A 24,266-nucleotide genomic window follows, 5' to 3' on the forward strand; every position below is an offset into this window, starting at 1 on the left:
TCTCACATCCTTAAATTTTCTTATCAAACATTAATCCTAAAAATTCTTCCATTGCTGCATAAAAATCTAATAGTTTTTTAGAAGGAATTTCTCGAACTACTTCTTTTGTATCTGAATCGACTAGAACTGCATAATAACTATGCGTTTTATCATGTAATTTAAATTCTAATGATGTCTGTGATGGCTCTAATAATTTGTTCATGCCATTAATAATCTTTTCCAAATCTTTCTTAGGCACAGTAATTTCGTCAGTGTCTTTTCCAATTTCTTTTAAACCATATTCTTTAACTTCTTGGCTTTGTTGCGGTACAGGGATGATTGGGACATTCTTAGCCAAAGTCGTTGTTGATACATTGTTTAACATCACGACTTCCTCCCTCATCAAATAACTTCATTTTTCTTTATATCGGTAATTTTTTTAAGAAATATAGTAATTAATTTTTTCTAATTTATTTTCTAGTATAAAAGTACTTTGTGAGTATAAAAAAATAAAAAACGCTGAAGTCAATATTACTGATTCCAACGCTTTAATTTTTCCTTAGTTATTTCAGGGATTAATTTATTTATTTTTAATTTTTTAACATTTTTAAACGTTCTTCTGCCTTTTGGTATCCATGTTCAATAGCTTTCATATAACACATCTTTGCTTTTTCTATTTGATTAGAAGCTTCATAGAATGTTCCTAAGTTATATTGAGCCAAAAATGATCCAGTGCCAACAACACAATCTGTATTATTTCGCTCACCGATTTCTAAACACTTCATGTATTCATGCTCTATATTATGAAAATATTGAATATATTTGTTTATATCACTGAAAACTAATTCCATATAGAATAGGGCGCAGACAAAATGAAAGTCAGTACTATTTATTAAATAGTTTTGTATTTTCTTTATGAGATTTAAACCTAAATCAAATTGTTTTGATGAATTAATTGAATACAAATAATCTACTATCATCAACGCAAAATAATTATCAGAATAACTAGTATTCTCATAAGATTTCCTATAGAAATTTAAAGCTAATTCATATTTGTTTTGTAATGAATACTGCTTTGCAATTTGATATAGTATATACCCGTCATTTTCATCCTCTTTTAACTCAAGTAATAATAAGGGTAAATTACGATCAGTTTTATTTGAAAGTAAGTATCCATCATGATGAATTTCTATTTCAGTATTTTTTCTGGGAAAATCTATATTTACTTGTTCATGTATTCTTCCAGTAAAATAAACACCTTTAGGTAAAATTCTAGAAACCAATGAACGAGTATATTTTATCTCTCCGTCTGAGATGGTTTTACTATTTATTATTACTTTTCCAATAACGTTTTTTTCTTTATTTTTTTCAATAAATTCTTTAAGGCTTTCTATGTTAGATGTAATATACTCATCTGCATCTAATACAATATTCCATTCAGAGCTGGATTTTTCTAATGCATAATTTCTAGCCTGTGCAAAATCGTTTGTCCATTCGTAATGATACACGTTTGCACCATATGACTCGGCAATATTAATAGTTTTGTCACTAGACCCGGTATCCACTATAATAATTTCATCAACGTGAGAATAAATACTATTTAAACATCTGCCTAGATATTCTTCTTCATTCTTTACAATCATTACTAAAGAGATTTTTGACATTCTTCTTATCCCCTTACTAACCCTTAATTAAAATTGCCATATGAGCCAATGAATTTAATTCATTTTTCTTTAATAACTCGAGGATAGTTTTTAAATATACATTAAATTTCCCTATACATTTTGAAAATGATTGAATGACATAAACAATGAGTTCGTCATTTAACTCTTTATATTTTGAGGCAATTCCATAAAGGTGTAGTTTAATCAAAGAATACTTAATTACTAAAACAATAAATTCTTCAAATATTTTTGAAGTATCCTTACCGAAACAATCAGTAAATACTTCATTTACTAAATAATTTTCCAGGATATAGTCATGATCTTTAAAATATGGATTATAATACTTTTCTTTTATACCAAAAATCATCTCGCCAAAATCATCTGGAAGTGTGTCTCCATTTATATCGAAACCTTCAGAAATTTCGTTTAAAAGCTCAATATAACGTCTACTTTCTAATCTATATAATTTTCTGATAGATAATATTTCATAACAGATTTTCGTATAAAGATCATAATTAGGTTTGATTTTCGATAATGAATTTTTTAAATTTTGGTTATTTAACGTTTCTTTAAACGAATTAATATTCTCTAAAAGCTTTTCCTCACTATTTAATTCAACAACTTCATTTAACTTACTAATCCACATACCTAAATTTATTAAACGATCATCTACACTATATCTTTTGTCTTGTAAAATAAAAATTGCAAAAGATCGAATATCCCAAAATAGTTTAAATTTATCTAGATTTGAATTAATATTATTAAAGGTAAATCCTCTTGTGTTATCATCTTTTATTGTCATCTCAAAATCAATACCTTTAGGATTTAATAAAACTAACCTTGCTATTTCCGGACATGAGAGGGATGCGCCAATCTCTAATACATTATTTACTTTATTAATCGAACGTGGAAAAATCGTACAAGTATTTGACAAGTAACTTTCGCCTAATTCACTGTGAATACGACATAACCCTGTTTCAGATAGCATAGAACAGCCATTTACTCCAATAGGAAATTCCGCATAGAATCCCTCCGAACTATTTTTCTTATTTCTTTTTATATTTTTGTTTATATCATCCTTAATTTTTTGTGAACTTAAATTCTTATATTTTTTATAAGTGTTTTTATCTATATTTATTGTCCACCCATTACAACAAGTGTCCTCACACTCCGAACCGATACACGAAAAATGTTTCATGTATTCTGGTATTAATGTTTGTTTTTGAACATTTCCCATTGATGTCATCCCCTAAAAATATTAATCTATTAATTTAATATCGAATTAACAAAGAAAGAGACTGAGAAGTTATTATTCTCAAGTCTCTTAACTTTTCTATTTTTACTATAACTCAATAATACTTTTAAATAATGGACTATAGTACTTATATTACAATTAATTTCCTACTATAAATGAACTAGTTAAGGAATATAATTTATAGCAACTACATTTGATATTTGATTATCAGGATTAATTATCTTGATATTGGTTGTTCCTGCAGGCAAGCTATATGGCACTCTAAAGCGAATACTTGTACTATTATAAAAATTCAACGGTGTTACAATCGTTCCACCAACATCCACCTTAACTCCTGAAACCATATCTTTACCATTTAAGTAAATTATAGTTCCTCCTTGAACTTGTTGAGAAGTAATGATTGTTCCAGTACTAAGCGTTAAATTAGTAATAGTAGGAGCTGGTATAGCTGGTGGTGCATTATAGGTATAACTTGTTGTTGCAGTTGTACCATCCGGATTTGTTAGTACAACTGGTACAGTACCTGCAGATGTACCTGCTGGAATTTGGATTCGAATACTACTTGATGAATAAAAGTTCACTACTGGTGCATTTTTCCCACCAACAGTTACGGTTAAACCTGAAAAGAAGTTTGTTCCATTTAAATAAATAAGTTCCCCACCAGCTAATGCTCCATTATTTGGTGTAAGACTAGTAATAGTTGGTTGTGCCACCGTATACGTATATCCCTGTGATAACGTTACACTTTGGCCATCTGGATTCGTTAAAGTAACATCTACAGCACCTATAATTGAAGAAGCTGGTACTTGAATACGAATTTTTGTTGCACTATAGTAATTTAGAATTTTTGCATCTACACCATTAAACTTAACAGTTAAACCATTGACGAAATTAGTTCCATCTATATTAATTATATCTCCGCCAATTTTTGTGCCATTATTCGGTGTAATAGCAGTAATTGTAGGTGCCGGTGGTTTAGGTGGTTCAATATAAGTATACGCATTTGCTAATGACCCACTCTGAGCATCTGGATTTGTAAGTGTAAGATCTACACTCCCTAATTGGGCTCCTGTTGGAACTTTTATTCGGATTTGCTTATCGTTATAAAAATTTAAAACTTGAGCATTTACGTTTCCTAATTTGGCAGTTATGCCACTAACAAAATTTTCACCATTTACATAAATAATATCTCCACCAATAAGATAACCTTCAATTTGACTAATACTTGTAATTACTGGTGCTTTTGCTGGTGGTGGTGCGATATAAGTAAAAGCATTAGTTAAAGTCGAACGTGTTCCATCTGGATTTTCTAATGTAATATCTACGGAACCCGCAATAGTACTAGCAGGCATTATTATACGAGCACCAATTTTAGAATAATACATATTTAATGGAATCAATTGTGTTCCTACGTATACTTTTACATTCTGATCAATATTCTTCCCAGTTAGAGTAACAATTGTTCCTCCACTTAATGGACCCTCTGCAGGAGAAATCGAATCTAACTGCACATCTGTTTTAATAGGTGGATCATAGGTGTATGCATCATTCAAAGTTAAATGAGTACCGTCTGGATTTTCTAATGAAATACTAGTTAATCCTTCTACAGTTGCTGCTGGTACTTTTATATTAAGTTGTGTACTATTTATATAATTTACCTCTGCTTTGTTAGAACCAAACATAACTTTAATTCCAGGCATGAAATATTTCCCATAAATAATTGTTGAATTCTCACCTAAAAACGGACCCTTATTTACCGTTATTGAAGTGAATTCGGGATCAGCAAAGTATGCGAAATTAATTTTCGCACTTTGATTATCATCGTTCTTAACAGTTACATCAACATTCCCTTGATTACCAGGAGGAGTAGTAACTGTAATTGTATTTTGATCCAATACATTAACATTTGTTCCCTCGTTTGAACCAAATAATACTTTTACTCCTGGACGGAAAAAATCACCTTTTATCGTGACTGTTTCTCCACCTTGAGCCTTACCTTTCGTTGGATCAATTGAAGTGACTATTGGTGCTGGGTGTTTAACCTGTAAATTACTATTTTCAATAGTATACGCTCTATTCGACCCTGCATAATCTTTATAGGTAATTGTTGAGTAATTAGCAACACTATAAGTTCCTACTTGCTGACCTTGTTTTAAACGAATTTTGTATTTTAATTGCAAAGTATTGTTTTTCAATTCTTGTATATTCCATTTTAAAGTGTTTCCTGTAACTGTAGGTTGTGGAATACTAGAATTATATGAACCTGGAACTATCTCAAATTGAGGAGAGACTGTTTCAGTTATCTCAACATCATATGCACTTGCTAAACCTATTTCTTGAACGATTGCTTTATATACGTCTGCTAACCCTACTGAACCCAGTACAAAATGGTGATGCTGCTGTGTTGTTGCCATTTCACCTAAAAGTAAATTAGGTGCGCTTGTAAGCGGGTCTTCATTTGGGCCTAATAGTGCGATCGTATAAAATACAATTCCTGCATCCTTAGCTGCTTGTGCTGCTTGTTTTGCTTCATCATACGAATTTGCTTGACCATCAGTTAATAATACGATAACAGGCTGAGCGTCAGTACGATGATTACTAAGAAGATTTATTGCTTGGTTAATAGCTTCCCCTGTATTTGTACTTCCACCCATTGCAATTGAGTCAATATAATTTTTAACGGAATTTGGATCCGTGTTTAACCCAAATGTACTTGTAGTTGAACTAAAATCTACAACACCAACTTGATGTTTTGTAAAATCGATTAAATCTACAAAACTTTTTGAAGCATCAATCATTGCTTTAAAACGATTATCTGTTTGCATACTACCTGATTTATCCATAATTAGTACAACATCATTCGGTTTTACAACATTTACTGGTGGTGTACCTGTTATATTTAATGTTACTTCTGCCTCACCATTCGACAATAGTGGTGAAGGTGTTACAGTTCGATTTGCTGTAACATAATTGGTAGCCGCTGCATTCGTAGTGCTAAATGGAAATAAAATCCCATTTATCAGCACTAAAACACTACTAATTTTCCAAATTTTACTCATAATTTCGCCCCTTCCATTAAGGAATTAGTTAGATAACCCTTCATTGAAACATGTAATTTGTACTAGTTTTTAATTCTAAAAAAAGAGCATCCCAAAATAGGATGCTCGCTCTTTTAAAGATTAACGAAGAAGTTGTAATACGCCTTGTGGTTGTTGGTTTGCTTGAGCTAGCATAGCTTGAGCAGCTTGAGTTAAGATGTTGTTCTTAGTGAATTCCATCATTTCTTTTGCCATATCAACGTCACGGATACGAGATTCCGCAGCAGTTAAGTTCTCAGCAGATGTACCTAAGTTATTAATTGTGTGCTCTAAACGGTTTTGGTTAGCCCCAAGTTTAGAACGCTCTGCAGATACAGTTTCGATAGCAGTATCAAGTTTTGCGATACCAGCTGTTGCATTTGCATTTGTATCTAATTGAACTGAACCTGTGTCAACTTTTAATGAAGCTGAATCCATTGCACCAATTTTAAGGTTTAATGTTTGTCCTGTATTTGCACCGATTTGGAAATTTAAACCTGTAGTTGCTACAGCAGGATTTCCATCAAGTAATTTTTGAGTATTGAACTCAGTTTGAGCGCTAATACGATTTACTTCATTAGCTAATTCAGTGTATTCGTTAGTGATCGCCGTACGGTCAGTTGTAACGTTTGTATCATTTGCACCTTGTACTGCTAATTCACGCATACGTTGTAAAATTGAGTGTGTTTCATTTAAAGCACCCTCAGCAGTTTGAATTAAAGAGATTGCATCTTGAGAGTTTTTAGAAGCCATTTCTAAACCGCGAATTTGTCCACGCATTTTTTCAGAGATTGAAAGACCAGCAGCGTCGTCACCAGCACGGTTAATACGTAAACCTGAAGATAATTTCTCCATGTTTTTGCTAGCTGTTGCATTGTTTGAAGTTAATTGACGGTGTGAGTTTAAAGCAGCGATATTGTGATTAATTCTCATTTTAATTTCCTCCTTGAATGTGTAGGTTCACTTCCTTGTGAACACCATTATTATTAGAACCTATTAGAAAATCTCGAGCTTCTCTTTTTAAGTTCCTTACACAAATTATATCGACGTTTTTTTTATATACTTTAGTCATTTTTGCTAATAGATTTTTCGACAAAATCTAAATTGGTACTATTATCCTAAGGGTAATTCGAACAAAACCTTAATACCACTACGTTTTTTATTTTTTTTTAAGACTTAACTTCTTAAAAATAGGTGTTTATCCTTATTTTTTTACCCTCTATTTTGTACTAACTATGTTTTTGTCACATAGACTGGTCATGAAGTAATTAAAAGTTTTGCTTCAAATATCTTGTAAAAAGGGGGAGTTACTTTGTTAAAGTTCTTGCAACGAATAGGGAAGGCATTGATGCTTCCAATTGCAGTACTACCGGCGGCTGGATTATTACTCAGGTTTGGTCAAGGAGATTTACTGGACATACCTTTTATGGCTGCAGCTGGTAATGCAGTTTTCTCAAATTTAGCTCTAATATTTGCGATTGGTGTTGCGGTTGGCTTAGCAAAAGATCAAAATGGGGCAGCCGGATTATCAGGTGCCATAGGGTATTTTATTTTAGTTGAAGGTGCGAAAGTAATTGATAAAGATATTAATATGAGTGTTCTCGGAGGTATTTTATCCGGGGTGATTGCTGGACTTTTATATAATCGTTTTAAAGAAGTAAAACTACCGGACTTTTTAGGATTCTTTAGTGGCCGCAGATTCGTTCCAATCGTGACAGCAGCAGTAATGTTTATTCTAGCTGGATTATTTGGCTATGTTTGGCCTCCAATTCAAGATGCGTTAAATACGTTCGGAAATAATATGATTGATTTAGGTGCAGTTGGAGCTGGATTATTTGGATTCTTTAATAGATTATTAATTCCGCTTGGCTTACACCATGTTTTAAATAATATTTTCTGGTTCGTTTTTGGAGACTTTAATGGCGTAACAGGTGACTTAAATCGTTTCTTTGCTAATGATCCAAGCGCGGGAATTTATATGGCAGGTTTCTTCCCTATTATGATGTTTGGATTACCTGCGGCGGCACTGGCAATTGCAACTACAGCTAAAAAAGAAAATCGAAAAGTCGTATTAGGTGCAATGATTAGTTTAGCGTTTACTTCGTTTTTAACTGGAATTACTGAACCTATTGAATTCTCATTCATGTTTTTGTCTCCAGTTTTATATTTCATCCATGCTTTATTAACTGGAAGCTCACTGTATATTGCGAATCTGTTAGACATTCATGATGGATTCACTTTCTCAGCTGGAGCAATAGATTATCTATTGAACTATGGCATCGCCACAAAACCATTACTCCTATTACTCCAAGGCTTGGTCTATGGGGTCATTTATTACTTTGTCTTTGTTTTCTTTATTAAGAAGTTTGATTTGAAAACACCTGGACGTGAGGACGAAGATACATTGGCTGAAGAAATCTCTTCAAACAACACAGGAATTGCAGAAAGTTATGTAAACGCATTGGGCGGTGCTGAAAATATCGTTTCCGTTGATAATTGTGCAACAAGATTACGATTAGAGCTTGTAGACACAAGTAAAGTAGATGAAGCAGCTATTAAAAAAGTAGGTGCGCTTGGTGTACTAAGACTTGGTTCATCTAGTTTACAAGTTATTATCGGCACGAATGTTGAATTTGTTGCAGAAGATATTAAGAAATTTTTAAAATAAAAATTTACCAAATTCAATATCTAAATTTAGAAAAAGAGTAGAAACTTTTACTAGTCTCTACTCTTTTTGATTAAAAATATTATTTATATCGATTAAACCAGTCGCAGCTTCCTGATTTTCCTTTTTAATGGATAAATATATTTCTTTCCTATGAATTTCAATATGTTTCGGCGCAGAAATTGCAAGTTTAACTTGATCTCCTTCAATTGAAGCAATGGAAATTTCAATATCGTCACCAATCATTATCGCTTCTTTAAGTTTTCTTGTTAGTATTAACATACAATTAACCCTCCTGAGCGAAAGCTGGAGATCCAACTAGTTCATGCTTCGTTTTATAGTTTGGTTGGTTTAGTACAACTTGTTTACCAATTTTATTTGATGTATTGATTACAATTGGTCCTTGTAAATTCGCAGTAGAATTAACAAATGGATCCTTAACCGTAATGATACAATATACTATTGCATCTTTTGGTTCATCTATCTTTAATACATCAATCGCATTTTGGGTTAATTCAATTTCATAGTCTGGAAATAAAGTAAACACTTCACCAATAACAAATGCTAATGTTGGCGTTTGAACAGATTGAAGAATTGAAAAAGGTGTTCCATTTTGAAGAGGTAAATTAACAAATTTCGTTTCATCTTCAAATGCAGGAATTCCGTTAGGAAAGGTTACTATATCTTCTTGTTGAACAACTAATTCTCCGTGATATTTTGTTTGAATATTCATAACTTCCACCTTATCCTTTTTGATCTATTGTAATGCCAGTATAATCTATTTTTAAATCATTCCAAGTATCCATATAAGTACTTACTTTACCAGGCGTAATATTCGTAATTGCTTTTTGAGGATTAACCTCAATCTTTGGTTTTTCATGAGTTGTCCAATTAATTTCTAGACTACCTGGATCATAAGACATTTTAAAGCTTCCATATCTAGGTAAAAAAGTGATATTAAAACCATAAACTGGATTGCTACTATTTTCTTTTGCTATATCAGAAATTGCATTCTTATTGTGTTGAACTTTCATCATTTGATCACCTTGTTGAGATACTCTTGCAAGACCATCTAACCAAGCTTGATATCCATCGTTAAAGGCATCTTCAATTCGACGACGCACACTCTTCAAATCAATATCTGCTCTTGCTTCATATGAATCCATTTCTAAAGTAGGTGATACTCTTTCAATTTGCATTTCTGCATTTTCTTGATCTATAGTTATTTCCGCTTTTGGTTGTTGAAAATCAAGAATTGGTTTCTCAATTTGTAGCCCTATTTTTGCAAAAGTAGATTCTAAACGTATTTGAGGAAAATGCATTCTTTTCATCCTTTCGCTTTCATCATTCTAAAAGAAAAGCTATCAAATAACTGATAGCTTAACGTAAAAAGTCTAATAATGATGGTTGAATAATACGCGCACCAACACCTAGTGCTGCATTGTGCACACTCTCTTGGGTTTTTAAATCTGTTATTACTTTTTCTATATCAGCATCTTCATTATCTGACATAATACGGTTTGCAATTATTTCTTGCGTACCTAAACGGTCATCAATCATGTCAATACGATTTTCCGTAGCACCGATTTTTGTTCGAGCTGTTAAAACGTTATTCAAAATTGAATCTAAATCAGAAATTCCATTATTTATTACAGTTGTATTATTAGTTTGTAAACCATTATGAAGAGCAACTAATTTATCTAGTGTCGTTTGATCAAACATATTATTTGGGTCAGTATTTACCGAAACACTTACCCCTCTAGAAACCTCTACATTAAACGGATTATACGTTGTCCCATCCGGAAATGTTCCAGTTAATGAAATTTGGCCATCAGCAGCTGTATTTACAGTCATATTAACTGGTGGCTGAGTTGTATTTAATCCATTAAAAATATACTTATCTCCAACTTGAGTATTTGCAACTGAGCCAACATGTGTAATTAGCTGTTTAATCTCAGCTGCTAAAGCTTGACGGGAACTTACACTATTTGTTTCGTTTGCCCCATTAACAGCTAGTTCTCTCATTCGTTGAAGCGACTGCGTTACTTTATCAAGTGCATCATCACTAGATTCAATCCACATATAGCCTTCTGATAAATTACGTTTATATTGTTCAACTTGCGTAACATCTGATCGATAATAAATACCTTTCATAGCAATTACCGGATCATCTGAAGGACGGCTAATTTTTTTACCTGACGCAAGCTGTTCATTGTATTTATCTAGTTTAGAATAACTAGAGCCTAAGTTTCGAAGCATATTATTGCTAATCATCGTTTGCGTAACGCGCATTAATCATTACCTCCCAACTATACCCATACCATTAATTATTTTATCAAGCATTTCATCAATTACAGTGATGTTTCGTGCAGCAGCATTATATGCATGTTGGAATTTCACCATATCAGTCATTTCCTCATCAAGTGAAACACTACTTACAGATTTTCGATGTTGATCAACCGAATCAACTAAGATGCCACTGTTTGTCATTAATCTATTTGCTTCTTGAGATTGTACACCCATTCCACCAATAATACCTTGGTAAAAAGCTGTAATACTTGTATTAGTCGTAGTACCAATAGATAAGTCTGTTCTTCTCATTACATCTGCTAATAATAAGGCATTTTTGCCGTCTCCATCACTAGTAGTTGATCCAGCAGCGATATCATTGATATTAGTGATTAGAACCTTAATATTACTTGCATTAATTGGACCAGCACTTGAACCAAAGAAGTTTCCACCATTTACATCACCTAATGTAATTCCACCTGCATGGACTGTATTAAATGTAGTCGCAAAGGTATTTGCAATATCATCTAAATTTTTTAACATTTCAGGGTATAAACCTACTTGTGCATTTGTGCTATCTAAATAACCGAATGATTTGATTAAACTATTAAGCTTACCCATCCCATTAAATTTTTCAACGTCAATTATATTATTTCCAATTGAAACAGTGTCCACTAATCCCGTCGTTGAATCATAGTTTACCTTTAGGAATTTTGGATCTGTTTTTATATCTATTCCATCAATTACACGACCAGATTCAATTACCGTTCCATCCTCAGCAACTAAATCAATCGTTGCTTTCCCTTCAGCTGTTGGTAATGAATGTCCTCCGCTTGATGAATACGTAACTTTGATATTTACTAAATTAGATAATTTATCGATTAAGCGATCGCGCTCGTCGTATAAATCATTAGGTAACATACCATGAGGTTCCACGTCAGCAATTTGGCGGTTTACGTTTTGAATTTGATTTAGAAGCGAATTAATATTTTTTGTTTCAACCTCTATTTGATTTTTTTGATCGTTTTGAACAGTTTTTAAAGAAGTAGATAAATAGTTAAACGTTTCAGCAACGGCTTTACCTCGTTCTAAAACTACTGCTCTTGCCCCTGAGTTAGATGGGTTTAATGATAAATCTTGAAGAGATTGCCAAAAACGGTCTAATGTTTTTGAAAGACCTTGTTCAGAAGGTTCATTCATAATATCTTCCATTTTTTGTAGAGCATCATTACGACTAGCATAATATCCTAATTGACTATTATCATTACGATATTGAATATCTAAAAAAGATTCTCTAATTCTTTGTATTGAAGTGACTTCAGAACCTGTTCCAATTTGACCTGGTATATATGGTCTTTCCATTCCTGGACCTGGAAAAGGTGAAGTTTGTTGCATATTCGCACGTTGACGAGTATAACCTTCAGTGTTTGCATTTGCTATGTTGTGTCCTAATACGCTTAGGGCACTTTGTTGGGTATACATACCCCTTTTCGCAGTTTCTAATCCCATAAATGTTGGGCGCATAGATTTGGAACCCCCTAATTTTATCTATATCTGTGAGTCAAATAATGTATCTATTTTTGGTGATTGTTGTTTAGAAGTCGGACCGTAATTTGGTGCTGTTTGTTTTGGTTTCAACATGGACAACGACAAAGATACAAACTGCATAGATTGATAGATAAGCTCTTGATTTAAATAATTTCTTTCTTTAAGTTCTTCTATGATTACTTTTAATTCAGATTGCATATTTAGTAGCTTAGTAGCTTCTTCATTTGAAACAACGTTCAGACAATCCGAAAGAGTAGGGAGATCCCCACTCCATTCATGTCCACTTAAAACAGCGTAAACTGCTTCAACTCTTTTCTTCTCTAAAACATCAAGTGATAATAAATATTTCGCTTCTTTATTAATGATTTCATTTAAATTTAATATGTCATTTTTCTTAATTAATTCAGTTTTTGCAACTGACAATTTATATAATTCTGTGTATTCTTCTAATTGTTGTTGGAGTGTAGTAAGTAAAAAAGATGTATTCATGCCGATCCTTCTTCCTTCTAGTTGTTAGTTCTTGCTGAAATATTGAAGCATCTTCTCGGCTACAAGTGATGGTTGTACTTTGTAGGAGCCTTCTTCAATTTGCTTTTGTATTTGTTGAATACGTTCTTCACGTTCTGACTTTAACTGAGCAGCTAATTGAAGATCTTTTGCCTGAGAGGAAATTTCTAGTTTGTCCGCACTTTTTTGTTTCGGTTTGTCATTTTCAATCTTGTTTATTTGATTTTGATATAATTGAATTCGATCAATACCTGTAGAGTTAGAGTTAATCTTCATTTTTTTCACCTCATTGTCAATCGTTTCATACCTTCTTTACATCTTATTACTTCTTATCATCAAAGAAATAAGTTGCTCTATCTCTTTTTCGTAACTCTTCAATTCTTCTTCTTTCTTCTTCAACTTTATATAAATCTTTTTTTAATCCAGTTGAACAGTCTGTGCAAATAGATCCTTTTTGAATAAGTGTTCCACATTTATCACATGGATATCCCAAATTTGGGAGGCCAGTTACACGAAGTTTTCCATTTCGGATCCATTTTATAATTAATTCTTCCACTACTTCTGTAGCAGTTACAATTTCATCTATGGTTGCTTTTCGATTTTCACTTTTACGAATAAAACTATAAACTGTATCAAATTGTTTTTGTTCAGCTTTATAACAATTTTCACATACATCTCTTAAATTTGTTTTAACAAATAAGCTATTACAAGTTGGGCAATTACGTATTTCTCCCATTCATTTCACCTCATTTTCCGATGTATCATTGTTTATATCGGCAAAATGAACCATAAAATTAAGTCATTTTTCACATGACAAATTACCAATTTTTACGCACGAATTAAAGTGAGTGAAAATACCTCGCTAGCACCATTTTGTAACAAAACGATTGCAGCATCTCCGACTGTTTTCCCAGTTGTATAGACATCATCTAAAAGTAATATCGGCACATTTTGAAATTTTTCCCCTCCGCAGAATGAAAAAATTTGTTCACGGTTCAATCGCTCAGTTCGATTTAGCTTACTTTGCCTCTCCGTATGAACCCTCTGAAGGCATCTCGTTAATTTGAACCCAGCAAGCTCCGCAAGCACTTCAACTTGGTTAAAACCTCTTTCTTGTAACCTTTCCTCACTAAGAGGAATAGGAACTATTATTTTAAACCGTTTAAAATACTTTTCATAGTATTCTTGCAAATCTGTAATAAACATTGTTGCTAATGTAACATCACCGTAAAATTTATAACGGTTCATCCAAATTTTCATTTCAGGATTGTATAGAAAAATTGAACGGTTTAATGTTAACACTTGATTAAGATTACTTTCCACAAGTTCATTACATTGGACACATATCTTTTTTTCCCCTGAAACACTACCACATCTTTCACAAACAGCTCCAACTATTTTTTCAAATTTAGCTAAACATTGAATACAAGCAGTCTCTTTACGCTTGAAGAATAATTGATGTAGAGAAAATATTTCTGTAAATTTACGATCACAGTAGATGCAAATCATTTTTTATCTAACCATCCTTTTTCAAATCCAAGTTGATTCATTTGCAATATTTGTTTTTTTGCTCGTACCATCTCTTCACTAATGCCATTATGAAAAAACATGATTTCTCCAGAAGGATAATCAATATGTCGTCCTGCTCTTCCTGAAATTTGGACTAGTGCGCTTTCCGTAAAAATTTCTTCATCAGAACCTAGTACAGCTATCTGGCTGTTCTTAATTGTCACACCACGCTCTAAAATGGTTGTTGTAATTAAAACGCTGACATCTCCATTTCGAAACGCACTGACTTTTTCATGTCTAAGTGGATCTTGACTATGAACTGATGTTGTTTTAACCGTTAGCTTTTTCACTGCTTCTTCAACAGCACTACTTATATCAATCGTTGGAATAAATAAAAAAATAGAGGAATTTGCTTTCAATATACTTTGGAGCCACTTCATTAAGGGAGCTGGTAGTTTATTGTTTTTTTGAATTGTTTTTCGCCAATTTCCAATCCATTGAAAGTCTGGAACAGGGAGTGGCTGTCGGTGATATCTTGCGGGGACCATTGCGTATTCAATTTTATCGCGGTGCGCCAAGTGTTGTTGTTTCGTTGAGGGGGTTGCTGTTAATTGGATCGTCGAACCGGTTTTTGTTCTTGCTTCATCAACTACCCAGTGCAGATGTTCTTCAATATTATATGGAAAAGCGTCAACCTCATCGATTATGAGGAGATGAAATATACGTCTAAAATTCATCAATTGGTGAACTGTGCTAATTGTGATTCGTTGCCCCTCCCATTTATCTTCACTTCCGCCGTAAAGTATAGCGATCGGTGTTTTTGGAAAAGCAGTTTGAAATCTTTTCGCTAATTCTATTACAACGTCTACACGAGGAGTTGCAATACAAACAAATTTCCCTTCTTGTAAGGCAACATCTATCGCTTCAAATAACATTTCTGTTTTTCCTGCTCCACATACTGCCCATAATAGTAAATCTGTATTGCCCTTTACTGCTTCCATCACTTTAAGTGATGCTTCTTTTTGCTGCGGGGATAGTTTTCCATCCCATTCTAAGCCACCTCTTTGATCTTCCTTTTTCATGTCTAATTCGTTTACGATCAATTTTGTACAAGTTGTCATTTTGCCCATCACGATACACTTTCGACAGTATGTACACATTGAAGAGCATCTTGCACAAAAGTGACTACAAAAATAGTTTTGTTCACGATTGCCACATCGAAAACATTGATAAGTGACCTTATTTTTTTGAACAGCTTGGATGATCTTACTCGTTGAAGGAATTTCTTGTGGATTCATTATTTGATGATAAGGGAGCTTTCTTCCGACATATAGGTATTTGTTTTGAGCAGTTTCTTGGTTCATTCGTTCGCCTTCTTTCTTAGAATTAGTTGAACTGTAACACGCATTCGTAATCAGAAGAAGATGAAGAGCTAAATTTAATTTTTACAATAAAAAAATGCCCCAATTATAGGGGCATTCCAAAGTAAAATAAATCAGATTTTTAAATTACGTACCAGCCTAATCCTAACGAACCCTCTCCAAGATGCGTTCCAATAACTGGTCCAAAATATGAAATTTCAATTTCTACATTTGGGTATTGTTCATGAAGCTGTTCTGCAATCTCTTTTGCGTCTGCTTCACGGCTTGAATGAATAACAACAGCTTTCATTTTTTCACCCTTTGAGGCAACCTCACCAAACAATTCAAATATTCGTTTCATCGCTTTCTTTTCTGTACGTATTTTTTCAAAAGCAACGATTTGTTTATTTTCAAATGTAAGGACAGGTTTTACCTGGAGTAGACTGCCAACAAATGCTTGTGCACTCGAAAGGCGTCCCCCTCTTTGTAGATGACCTAAATCACTTACCATGAAATATGCATTAATTGTTTTTTTCATTTCGTCCAATCGCTCAATGATTTCAGTAGGCTCTGCACCTTTAGCCGCCATTTGTGCAGCTTCAATCACATAAAAACCTTGAACCATGCAGCTAATTTCAGAATCATAAGCTACTACTTCTAAGTCATCAAACATTGAACCAGCTGATACAAAGCTTTGATATGTACCACTAATTCCACTTGATAAGCTGATTGCTACAACTGCGTCATATTCCTTTGAAAGCTGTTCAAATTTATTAATAATCTCACCATAAGCAGGTTGAGAAGTTTTGGGTAACTCTTCTTGTTCTCGAACTTTTAAAAAGAATTGTTCTGCTGTAATCTCAACTTCTTCTTGGTAAGATGCATCACCAAAAATAACGTTAAGAGGAAGCATGTGAATATCTAAAGAATCCCTCAGCTCTTGAGGTATATACGCCGTACTATCTGTAACGATTGCAGTTCTCATTGTTATGTCCTTTCTTGCGAATAGTAATCTAGCACTATGTATTTAATAGTTTCATTTTACACAATTTAGTATGTAAAATCATTGTAATTTATTCTCTTTACTATGAGTTATTTCGACAACTCACTTGATCAGAAGTACTTATTATACTTTAACACGATAAATGATGAAAATAAAAACAGAGCACCATAACGATACTCTGCTTTAAATATTTTCTTATTAAAACTATTTCACTTCAACCCATGAGTTACGGATCGCCGTTACTACAGCATGTGTACGATCATTTACTTCTAGTTTCTGTAAAATATTACTTACGTGGTTTTTTACAGTTTTCTCACTAATAAATAACGCTTCGCCAATTGCACGATTACTTTTTCCATCAGCTAACATTTGAAGAACTTCACATTCTCTTCTTGTAAGTAAATGTAGTGGTCGACGAAATTCTTCAACTAAGTTATGAGTAATTTTCGGATGCAAGTAGCATCCACCTTTTGTCACAACTTTAATTGCTTCAATAAGCGTATCCGAATCCATTTCTTTTAATAAATAACCTCTAGCTCCTACTTTAAGAACATGAGTTACATATGATTCATCATCATGAATTGAAAGAATGATTACTTTAGCATCAGGGTATTTTTCTAATAAAGCTTTTGTTGCTGTTACACCATTCATATTTGGCATGTTGATGTCGATAATAAATACATCTACTTGATGATCGTCCATAATTGCGACAACCTCAGTACCATCAGAACCTTCTGCAATAACATCAAAACTTTCTTCAAAATCTAGAATTCTTTTAATTCCTTCACGAAATAGTTTATGATCATCCACTATGGCGATTCTAGTTTTCATTTTATTACTCCTCTGCTATTATTCTAGTTTGTTTATATGGTAATTTTGGTAATTATTTCTAAAATATAGTATATTTTAACATATATTTACAAATTATTCGACTTAAATCTGCAAATTGGTCAATCTGAAAAATTCACTTTTATAAATTTTCAGACGTTTCTTCTTATACCTCTACTTTTTGTTCGGCATCTATTTCGATTTCTAAAGTGATTCGAATCGTTGTACCGAAATTTAATTTTGAGTCAATTTTAAAATCACCATTTAACAGTTCTACGCGTTCTTTCATTCCGACTAAACCAAAAGAATTTTCTTTTTCACCGCTTTCAATATTAAAGCCAACTCCATCATCTCTTACTAATACATTAATTTTATTTCTTAAAAATTCTATTTTAACAATGACGGTTGATGGATTCGCATGTTTACAAGCATTTTGAACTGCTTCTTGAATCAATCTGAAAATAGCTACTTCTAACTTGGTATCAAGTCTTCTTTCATTATTGCCACAATAATCGAACTGTATTGAAATATGGTTATAGTCTTCTAGTGATTTCAAATATTTACTTAAAGTTGGAATTAAGCCTAAATCATCTAATGCCATTGGACGTAAATCATAGATAATTCGTCGTACTTCACCTAAAGCACTACGTACTTGTTCCTTCATATCTCTTAATTCTTTAATCGCATCTTCTTCCGGTCTTTGACGATAGGTTTTAATTAAAAAGTCTGATCTCATTAATATATTGGCTAACATTTGAGCAGGACCATCATGAATCTCACGAGAAAGTTTTAAGCGCTCTTCTTCCTGCGCTTGGATCAGCTGAAAACCAAAAGCTTGCTTTTGTTTTGCATCTTCAAGCATTTGACTAACTTGTTGGAAGTCTGTTTTTAAATAGTTTAAGATAATTGAAATACGTGCAACTAATAACTCCGCTCTTCTTAACTGTTCAAGTAAAGTTTGTAGTCTGCGCTCCAACTCATTTCGGCGATGGATTAACACTTTTTCTTCTTTTAACGAAAGAATGTGTTGTTCTTGAATATTTTGAGCCATTTCATAAGCGTCTTTTACTTGTGACTCTGTATATCTCTTAAAATCTCCATCTACTTCCATTAGCTTTTGCCTTGCAGCTCTTACAAGATTATCCAATCTTGCAGTGTTCTCAATTTTTTCTACTACCTGTACCTTTACTTCCTCAAGTTCAATCCTCAATCTCTCATATTCTGACCGAGTGTCTTCAACAATATCAAACACCTGTGACTTACTATCAATAACAGTTGTAATCATATTATTCATAACTTCATCTAGCGTTTGCTTGTCCATTTTTCTTGTTGTCATTTACAAATCCCCCATTAGCCAAAACATTGAGCCCTGCTAATTTATGTATATGTATTCATTATAATGCAATCTTTAATATAATTGTACAAAAATTTAAACTAAACAAAAATTTAAATATATTTTGATTATACTTTATTCTCTGTTACCTAACATTGTTATTTTATAATAAGTTTTAAAAAATACAAGGTGCATCATGACATTTTTAACAAATGATTCACAAAGATTACAAAAGTATTACAAAGACAAGTGCAAAAAGGACCAGATTCTCAAATGAACCTGGTCCTTTTCTCACTTATTGATTTGTATTTTCTGATGAACTACTATCATCAACTGAATTATTTGGTGAAGGTTTATCTAAATCCAGATGAACTCGGAATTTACTCGATACCTCATTGATATTATCTTCATAAGGAACATAGTAATAGATTCCATTTATTGTATCATCATACCCTTCAATTTTTAACGTTTCGAAGTCTTTATCATTTATGTTTGGTAAGTGTTTTGCTAATGAAATCCCACCAGAAATTTTCATATTTGTACTAATGTTATCACTAAACACTTTTGCATAATCATCCATTTTAACAATTGTTTCAGGTGATTTTATTTCACTTAAAATCGATTTAATCACTTGCTGTTGACGCTCTTCACGTCCAAAATCACCACGTGGATCACGCTTACGCATTCGAGAGTACGCTAAAGCTTCTTGTCCATTTAAATGCATCATTCCTTTTTCGAAATAAAGCTTCTGACGTGGATTCGTATCTGTGTATTCCCAGAAATCGAATGGTACTTCAACATCAATACCACCAACAGCATCAACAATATTTTTAAATCCTTTAAAATCAACCGTTACATAGTAGTCGATAGGAACATTTAAGAAATCCTCAACTGTTTCAACTGTAAGTTGTAATCCACCATAAGAATACGCGTGATTGATTTTCGTTTTTTCACTATAACCAGGTATACTCACATACGTATCACGTGGAATACTCATCGTTTTAATCGTTTCTTCTTTCGGATTGAAGGTAGCAAGAATCATGGAGTCAGTACGTCCACCTTTTCCTCCAGTAGAATAATTTTCAATACCTAAAAACAGAATCGAGATTGGATCCTTTGATATTTTCACTTCGCCATCTCGTAATTTTGAACTAATTTCTTCACCATTTGTAGCTTTATTTAACTCAAGATATGTTTTAACTCCTTGATATCCAATAAATGCTAATGCAGCAATCAAAATCAATAAAAATAATCTACCTATAAAGCTTTTTTTACGTTTCCTTCTTTTTTTGGTCATTTTTCGAGACTGATTCATCTTACGAATAGACCTCCTTTAACGATAATATAAATGAACGATATGGATTAAATCATAAATTGTCATAATTGATCAAAATGTGAAAACTTCTACATGTATTTAACAATACTTTCAGATATATCGCAACTACCATTTGTAAGTTCAACCATCCACTCGGTAAAAGTATTCACTTCATTAATCTTTATCCAAAGTTCAAACTCAACTTCTTCAAGGTGATTAACTTTTTCTAAATGGTAGTTTGAGTTACGCAGAGCATGTTCAACTTTTCCTAATAATTTATAACTTACTCTTACATTTATAACCTTTACTAAAGTACGTTCTACAATTCCAACTTCGTTTAAACCTTCACTAACTGATTGACCATAAGCTCTTATTAGTCCACCAGCACCTAGTTTTTTACCACCAAAATATCTAGTTACTACTACGACTGTATCTTTTAATCCACGTTTTTTTAAAACCTCTAGCATTGGTACTCCTGCTGTTCCACTAGGTTCACCATCATCACTTGCCTTTTGGATTTCATCTTTCTCACCAATTAAATAGGCAGAACAATTGTGATTTGCATCCGAATGCTTTTTCTTAATTTCTAAAATAAATTGTTGAGCATCTTGTTCACTCTTTACTTCATTTATATAACAAATAAATCTAGATTTTTCGATTTCAATTTCATGACTACCAAAGCCACGGACTGTAAAATAATTCGGTAGCATTTATACACCAAACCTTTCAAATTAACCTTATAAAAAAGCATAGATTTTCGCAAACCATCAGCACACTTCATTATATTACTACAATTATTGATTCCCTTCCTTAAAAAACACTAATAATCGACAAATCTTAGTATTTACTGACAAGGTTTGATACAGTAACATAATAGTAAGAAGATTCTAAAAAATAAATGAAGGGAGTCATTTGAAAAAGTAAAATGAAGAAATGTAAAGATATAAAAATGATTTTTTCACAGCATCGAAAGCACGGTTTTTTAATGATTTTAATCTGTTTATGTTTCATTAATTATCCACTTCCATCCAAAGCCAGTCCTTTAGAATATGAAGAACCAATAGCTAGCAAGCAGATACCTGAAGCACCTTTAGCTAATTGGGATATGTTATTCTTCAACAATGGGAATACAATAAAATCTTCGACTACAACGACTGCTGCATCTCCAATCAAATTTTCGTATCCTAAATTTGATCAGTCACAATTGAACAATTTGAAATCAATACGATCTACCACAACCACCAAGATCCATAGTGGTAAATATTATGTATCGGGTGAATTCCTAGGAAAATTAGAAATTTATGTCGATAACAAATTATTCTTTAAAGACGAAGCGATATCAACCTCAAAGAAAATTAAGAAATCAATACTGATTACAGAGCTTTTAAACAAATCCACATCACGTGATATCCATACAATTCAATTGGTTCATTCAAATTTTCAAAGCATTCCTACTTTAAACTTCACACTAAAACCAATACAGCAAACTGTTAATTTAAATGAAAGAGATATTTCTTATAATTGGGGATATTATTCTCCAATTGGTCAAGCATTCGATTTTTTCCATCTGAATTTTATTCATTCAAGTATGTATAAACAAGGAGACTATTTTGCAACACTTTATACAGAAGATCTTGCAAGCATATTTTTCGATGAACAAAAAATTTTAGAATCAAATCCAACAAGCACTAATATGCTTAATAATGCAGTTATTGAAAATGTATCCGTTGGAGAACATATAGTGAAAACAGACTATGCTGACTCTAACGGTGGTGAAGCCGCTATTCATTCAGCAATAACACCATTTTCTAATTGGGTCGCTTATTATTTTAACAATACAAGCTCAATTGGATTACCTGTAAGTAAGCAAGTCATTACCAGTCAAAGTCCAAATATACTATTAAAGGCTAATAATGAGAGCAGTAGTACGATTCCAAGTGTCGTTGCCAAAAATTATTATAGTGCTAGGTATATTACATATAAAAGATTGCCGGCAGGAACTTATCATCTAGAATATAAATCGGGCGAAGGGGTTGGTGTTTGGCTGGATGGTAAGCAAATTGCATATGAATGGAAAGATGGCAAGAAACCTTTAAGAAAGCTCTCAGTTAATGTAAGTGATGATACGCTCTATTCAAATTCAAAGGATATACATCAACTTACAGTTCGTACTTATAACCGAAAAAGCCCACAAGACTTATTTGTGTCATTCAAACCATCTATTGAGAGTCCAGTTACACAAATAAAAACGATTGTAATTGATCCTGGTCATGGAGGTAAAGATACTGGTGCGATTGGAATTGGCGGATTAAAGGAAAAGGATGTTGTTTTAGACGTTAGTCAGCGAGTTGAGACATTATTTAATGATTTGACCCCTTACAATGTTTATTTAACTAGATCAAAGGATATTTTCATCCCATTGGATCAGCGTCCAGCTCTTGCGATTTCCAAAAAAGCACATGCATTTGTGAGCATTCACGCTAATGCAGGTAGCTCTTCTGCAAGTGGCCTTGAAACATATTATTATGGTATAAAATCATCAGCTATCAACAAAACAAATATAAATGCAGCAAAGACAAATTATCCTACTTTCTTTTCAAAGGAAAGTTCAATCACATCTGTACTTGAACCAACAGCTTCTAAAACAAACCCGTATATTACTGATAGTAAAACATTAGCAAATTTTATCCAAAAGCGAATGGTTGCATCCTATCAATTACAAGATCGCGGTGCAAAGCACGGTAATTTCCAAGTCATCCGATCAAACAATTTACCTGCAGTTTTAACTGAATTAGGGTTCATTACGAATAAAAATGATGCTAATAAATTAGGCTCTCCATATTGGAGACAAATTGCAGCTGAAGCCATTTACATGGGCATTTTAGACTTTTTCGAGTCAAAAGGTAGCGATGTGTCAAGCTATCGACTTTATTAGAAATTTCATCATTGATGTATGATTTACATTATTGTATGTAAAGATAGTAATACTATCCTAAAAGTCGACATTCAACAATTTCTATAAAATGACATGCTGAGTACTACAGTTAATGGACACACTATGGCTGTAAGGTACCCTTGTGTTAGCTTTTTGAGGCATAGTAATAAAGTTGTAACAGAAAAACAATTGATTTTTTTCTGTTAACCTATATAATTGGTATGATGTTAAATATATGTGACGTTATACATTAGGACAGGTTGCACACATTTGCAAAAGATGGCCTAAATTATTAACTGGGGTGTTTATATGGCCTTACAGAATACTCAGCAAAAACTTGAAACGGGTTATTCATTTCAAGTATTTGAATCCATTAAAAGAAAAAGTATTGTTTATTCATTTATAAAAAGATCAATGGATCTAATCCTTGCATTAATGGCATTTATCATTACTGCTCCATTCGTTTTGTTCTTTATTGCGTTAATTAAAATTGATTCACCAGGACCTGCTCTTTTCATTCAAGAACGAGTAGGATTAAACGGTAAAATCTTTAAAATATACAAATTAAGAACGATGCGATTAGATGCAGAAGTAAATGGACCACAATGGGCAAGTACAGATGATCCTCGAATCACTAAATTAGGTCACTTTCTTAGAAAGACACGCATTGATGAACTACCTCAATTTATGAACGTAATCCTTGGGGATATGAGTCTTGTTGGACCTAGACCGGAACGAGCTTTCTTTTTAGTGAAATTCAATCACGAAGTACCTGGATTCACTAATCGTTTAGCTGTTAAACCAGGTCTAACAGGTTGGGCACAAGTGAATGGTGGTTATGAATTAACACCAAAAGAAAAATTAGATTTAGATTTATACTATATTGAACACCAATCAATATTGTTAGACATTAGAATTATGTTTAAAACAATTAAAGTCGTTTTAACTGGCGAAGGTGCGAGATAGTTAAAAGAGTATAATTTTTAAAAATGACATGA

General features: G+C 32.8%; 23 protein-coding genes. 3 read left to right on the plus strand and 20 right to left on the minus strand.

What is annotated here, in order from left to right; genetic code table 11:
• Positions 1-10: 10 nt before the first annotated feature.
• The 5 genes from flaG to hag form a co-directional block, all read right to left on the minus strand.
• On the minus strand, positions 11-364 hold the full coding sequence (gene flaG / locus CAB05_RS14795) for a flagellar protein FlaG (RefSeq protein WP_088001115.1): 354 nt from the start codon (positions 362-364) through the stop codon (positions 11-13).
• 205 nt (positions 365-569) lie between these two features.
• Positions 570-1,643, minus strand: coding sequence for a glycosyltransferase family 2 protein (locus tag CAB05_RS14800; protein WP_088001118.1), 1,074 nt, complete (start codon positions 1,641-1,643; stop codon positions 570-572).
• 16 nt (positions 1,644-1,659) lie between these two features.
• On the minus strand, positions 1,660-2,880 hold the full coding sequence (gene fliB / locus CAB05_RS14805) for a flagellin lysine-N-methylase (RefSeq protein WP_088001120.1): 1,221 nt from the start codon (positions 2,878-2,880) through the stop codon (positions 1,660-1,662).
• A 182-nt stretch (positions 2,881-3,062) separates the two neighbouring features.
• Positions 3,063-5,957, minus strand: coding sequence for an IPT/TIG domain-containing protein (locus tag CAB05_RS14810; RefSeq protein ID WP_088001122.1), 2,895 nt, complete (start codon positions 5,955-5,957; stop codon positions 3,063-3,065).
• Positions 5,958-6,077: 120 nt separating this feature from the next.
• Positions 6,078-6,908 carry a flagellin Hag gene (hag, locus tag CAB05_RS14815; protein ID WP_088001124.1) on the minus strand — a complete coding sequence of 277 codons (831 nt, stop codon included), beginning with the start codon at positions 6,906-6,908 and terminating at the stop codon, positions 6,078-6,080.
• Between the two features lie 379 nt (positions 6,909-7,287).
• On the opposite strand from hag, the gene nagE reads away from it, so the two are divergent.
• A complete protein-coding gene (nagE, locus tag CAB05_RS14820) occupies positions 7,288-8,643 on the plus strand; it encodes an N-acetylglucosamine-specific PTS transporter subunit IIBC (protein WP_088001126.1) in 1,356 nt (451 codons plus the stop codon).
• Between the two features lie 57 nt (positions 8,644-8,700).
• On the opposite strand, the gene csrA is transcribed toward nagE, so the two are convergent.
• The 15 genes from csrA to CAB05_RS14895 all read right to left on the minus strand — a co-directional run bounded on the left by csrA (position 8,701) and on the right by CAB05_RS14895 (position 21,043).
• Complete coding sequence (gene csrA / locus CAB05_RS14825) at positions 8,701-8,922, minus strand: carbon storage regulator CsrA (protein WP_088001128.1); 222 nt, start codon at positions 8,920-8,922, stop codon at positions 8,701-8,703.
• 4 nt (positions 8,923-8,926) lie between these two features.
• Complete coding sequence (gene fliW / locus CAB05_RS14830) at positions 8,927-9,373, minus strand: flagellar assembly protein FliW (RefSeq protein WP_088001130.1); 447 nt, start codon at positions 9,371-9,373, stop codon at positions 8,927-8,929.
• A gap of 10 nt (positions 9,374-9,383) precedes the next feature.
• The gene (locus tag CAB05_RS14835; protein ID WP_088001133.1) at positions 9,384-9,962 is read right to left on the minus strand and encodes a DUF6470 family protein; all 579 of its coding nucleotides are present in this window, start codon (positions 9,960-9,962) and stop codon (positions 9,384-9,386) included.
• 58 nt (positions 9,963-10,020) lie between these two features.
• Positions 10,021-10,932 carry a flagellar hook-associated protein FlgL gene (gene flgL / locus CAB05_RS14840; protein WP_088001135.1) on the minus strand — a complete coding sequence of 304 codons (912 nt, stop codon included), beginning with the start codon at positions 10,930-10,932 and terminating at the stop codon, positions 10,021-10,023.
• Between the two features lie 6 nt (positions 10,933-10,938).
• Positions 10,939-12,453 carry a flagellar hook-associated protein FlgK gene (gene flgK, locus CAB05_RS14845; RefSeq protein ID WP_088001137.1) on the minus strand — a complete coding sequence of 505 codons (1,515 nt, stop codon included), beginning with the start codon at positions 12,451-12,453 and terminating at the stop codon, positions 10,939-10,941.
• 24 nt (positions 12,454-12,477) lie between these two features.
• Complete coding sequence (locus CAB05_RS14850) at positions 12,478-12,966, minus strand: flagellar protein FlgN (protein ID WP_088001139.1); 489 nt, start codon at positions 12,964-12,966, stop codon at positions 12,478-12,480.
• 24 nt (positions 12,967-12,990) lie between these two features.
• Positions 12,991-13,260: a flagellar biosynthesis anti-sigma factor FlgM gene (gene flgM, locus CAB05_RS14855; protein WP_088001141.1), complete on the minus strand. Its 270-nt coding sequence runs from the start codon at positions 13,258-13,260 to the stop codon at positions 12,991-12,993.
• Positions 13,261-13,306: 46 nt separating this feature from the next.
• Positions 13,307-13,720, minus strand: coding sequence for a TIGR03826 family flagellar region protein (locus CAB05_RS14860; protein WP_088001143.1), 414 nt, complete (start codon positions 13,718-13,720; stop codon positions 13,307-13,309).
• A gap of 92 nt (positions 13,721-13,812) precedes the next feature.
• Positions 13,813-14,493: a ComF family protein gene (locus CAB05_RS14865; RefSeq protein WP_088001145.1), complete on the minus strand. Its 681-nt coding sequence runs from the start codon at positions 14,491-14,493 to the stop codon at positions 13,813-13,815.
• Positions 14,490-15,857, minus strand: a complete 1,368-nt coding sequence (locus tag CAB05_RS14870; protein ID WP_088001147.1) for an ATP-dependent helicase ComFA — start codon at positions 15,855-15,857, stop codon at positions 14,490-14,492. The genes CAB05_RS14865 and CAB05_RS14870 overlap by 4 nt, the downstream gene beginning before the upstream one ends.
• Before the next feature lie 139 nt (positions 15,858-15,996).
• Complete coding sequence (locus tag CAB05_RS14875) at positions 15,997-16,839, minus strand: DegV family protein (RefSeq protein WP_088001149.1); 843 nt, start codon at positions 16,837-16,839, stop codon at positions 15,997-15,999.
• A gap of 222 nt (positions 16,840-17,061) precedes the next feature.
• Positions 17,062-17,688 (minus strand): response regulator, encoded by a 627-nt coding sequence (locus tag CAB05_RS14880; RefSeq protein ID WP_088001151.1) that lies wholly within the window; start codon positions 17,686-17,688, stop codon positions 17,062-17,064.
• A 163-nt stretch (positions 17,689-17,851) separates the two neighbouring features.
• Positions 17,852-19,021 carry a sensor histidine kinase gene (locus tag CAB05_RS14885; protein WP_088001153.1) on the minus strand — a complete coding sequence of 390 codons (1,170 nt, stop codon included), beginning with the start codon at positions 19,019-19,021 and terminating at the stop codon, positions 17,852-17,854.
• Between the two features lie 292 nt (positions 19,022-19,313).
• On the minus strand, positions 19,314-20,333 hold the full coding sequence (locus CAB05_RS14890) for an LCP family protein (RefSeq protein WP_088001155.1): 1,020 nt from the start codon (positions 20,331-20,333) through the stop codon (positions 19,314-19,316).
• Between the two features lie 89 nt (positions 20,334-20,422).
• Positions 20,423-21,043, minus strand: a complete 621-nt coding sequence (locus CAB05_RS14895; protein ID WP_088001157.1) for a YigZ family protein — start codon at positions 21,041-21,043, stop codon at positions 20,423-20,425.
• A 215-nt stretch (positions 21,044-21,258) separates the two neighbouring features.
• Between CAB05_RS14895 and CAB05_RS14900 the strand changes: the two genes are divergently transcribed.
• Complete coding sequence (locus CAB05_RS14900; protein ID WP_088001159.1) at positions 21,259-23,268, plus strand: N-acetylmuramoyl-L-alanine amidase; 2,010 nt, start codon at positions 21,259-21,261, stop codon at positions 23,266-23,268.
• Between the two features lie 309 nt (positions 23,269-23,577).
• Positions 23,578-24,234, plus strand: coding sequence for a sugar transferase (locus tag CAB05_RS14905; RefSeq protein WP_088001161.1), 657 nt, complete (start codon positions 23,578-23,580; stop codon positions 24,232-24,234).
• The last annotated feature ends 32 nt before the right edge of the window (positions 24,235-24,266 follow it).

The sequence above is a fragment of the Gottfriedia solisilvae genome, from assembly GCF_002128405.1.
In the GTDB taxonomy this organism is placed as follows: Bacteria; Bacillota; Bacilli; order Bacillales; family Bacillaceae_G; genus Gottfriedia; species Gottfriedia solisilvae.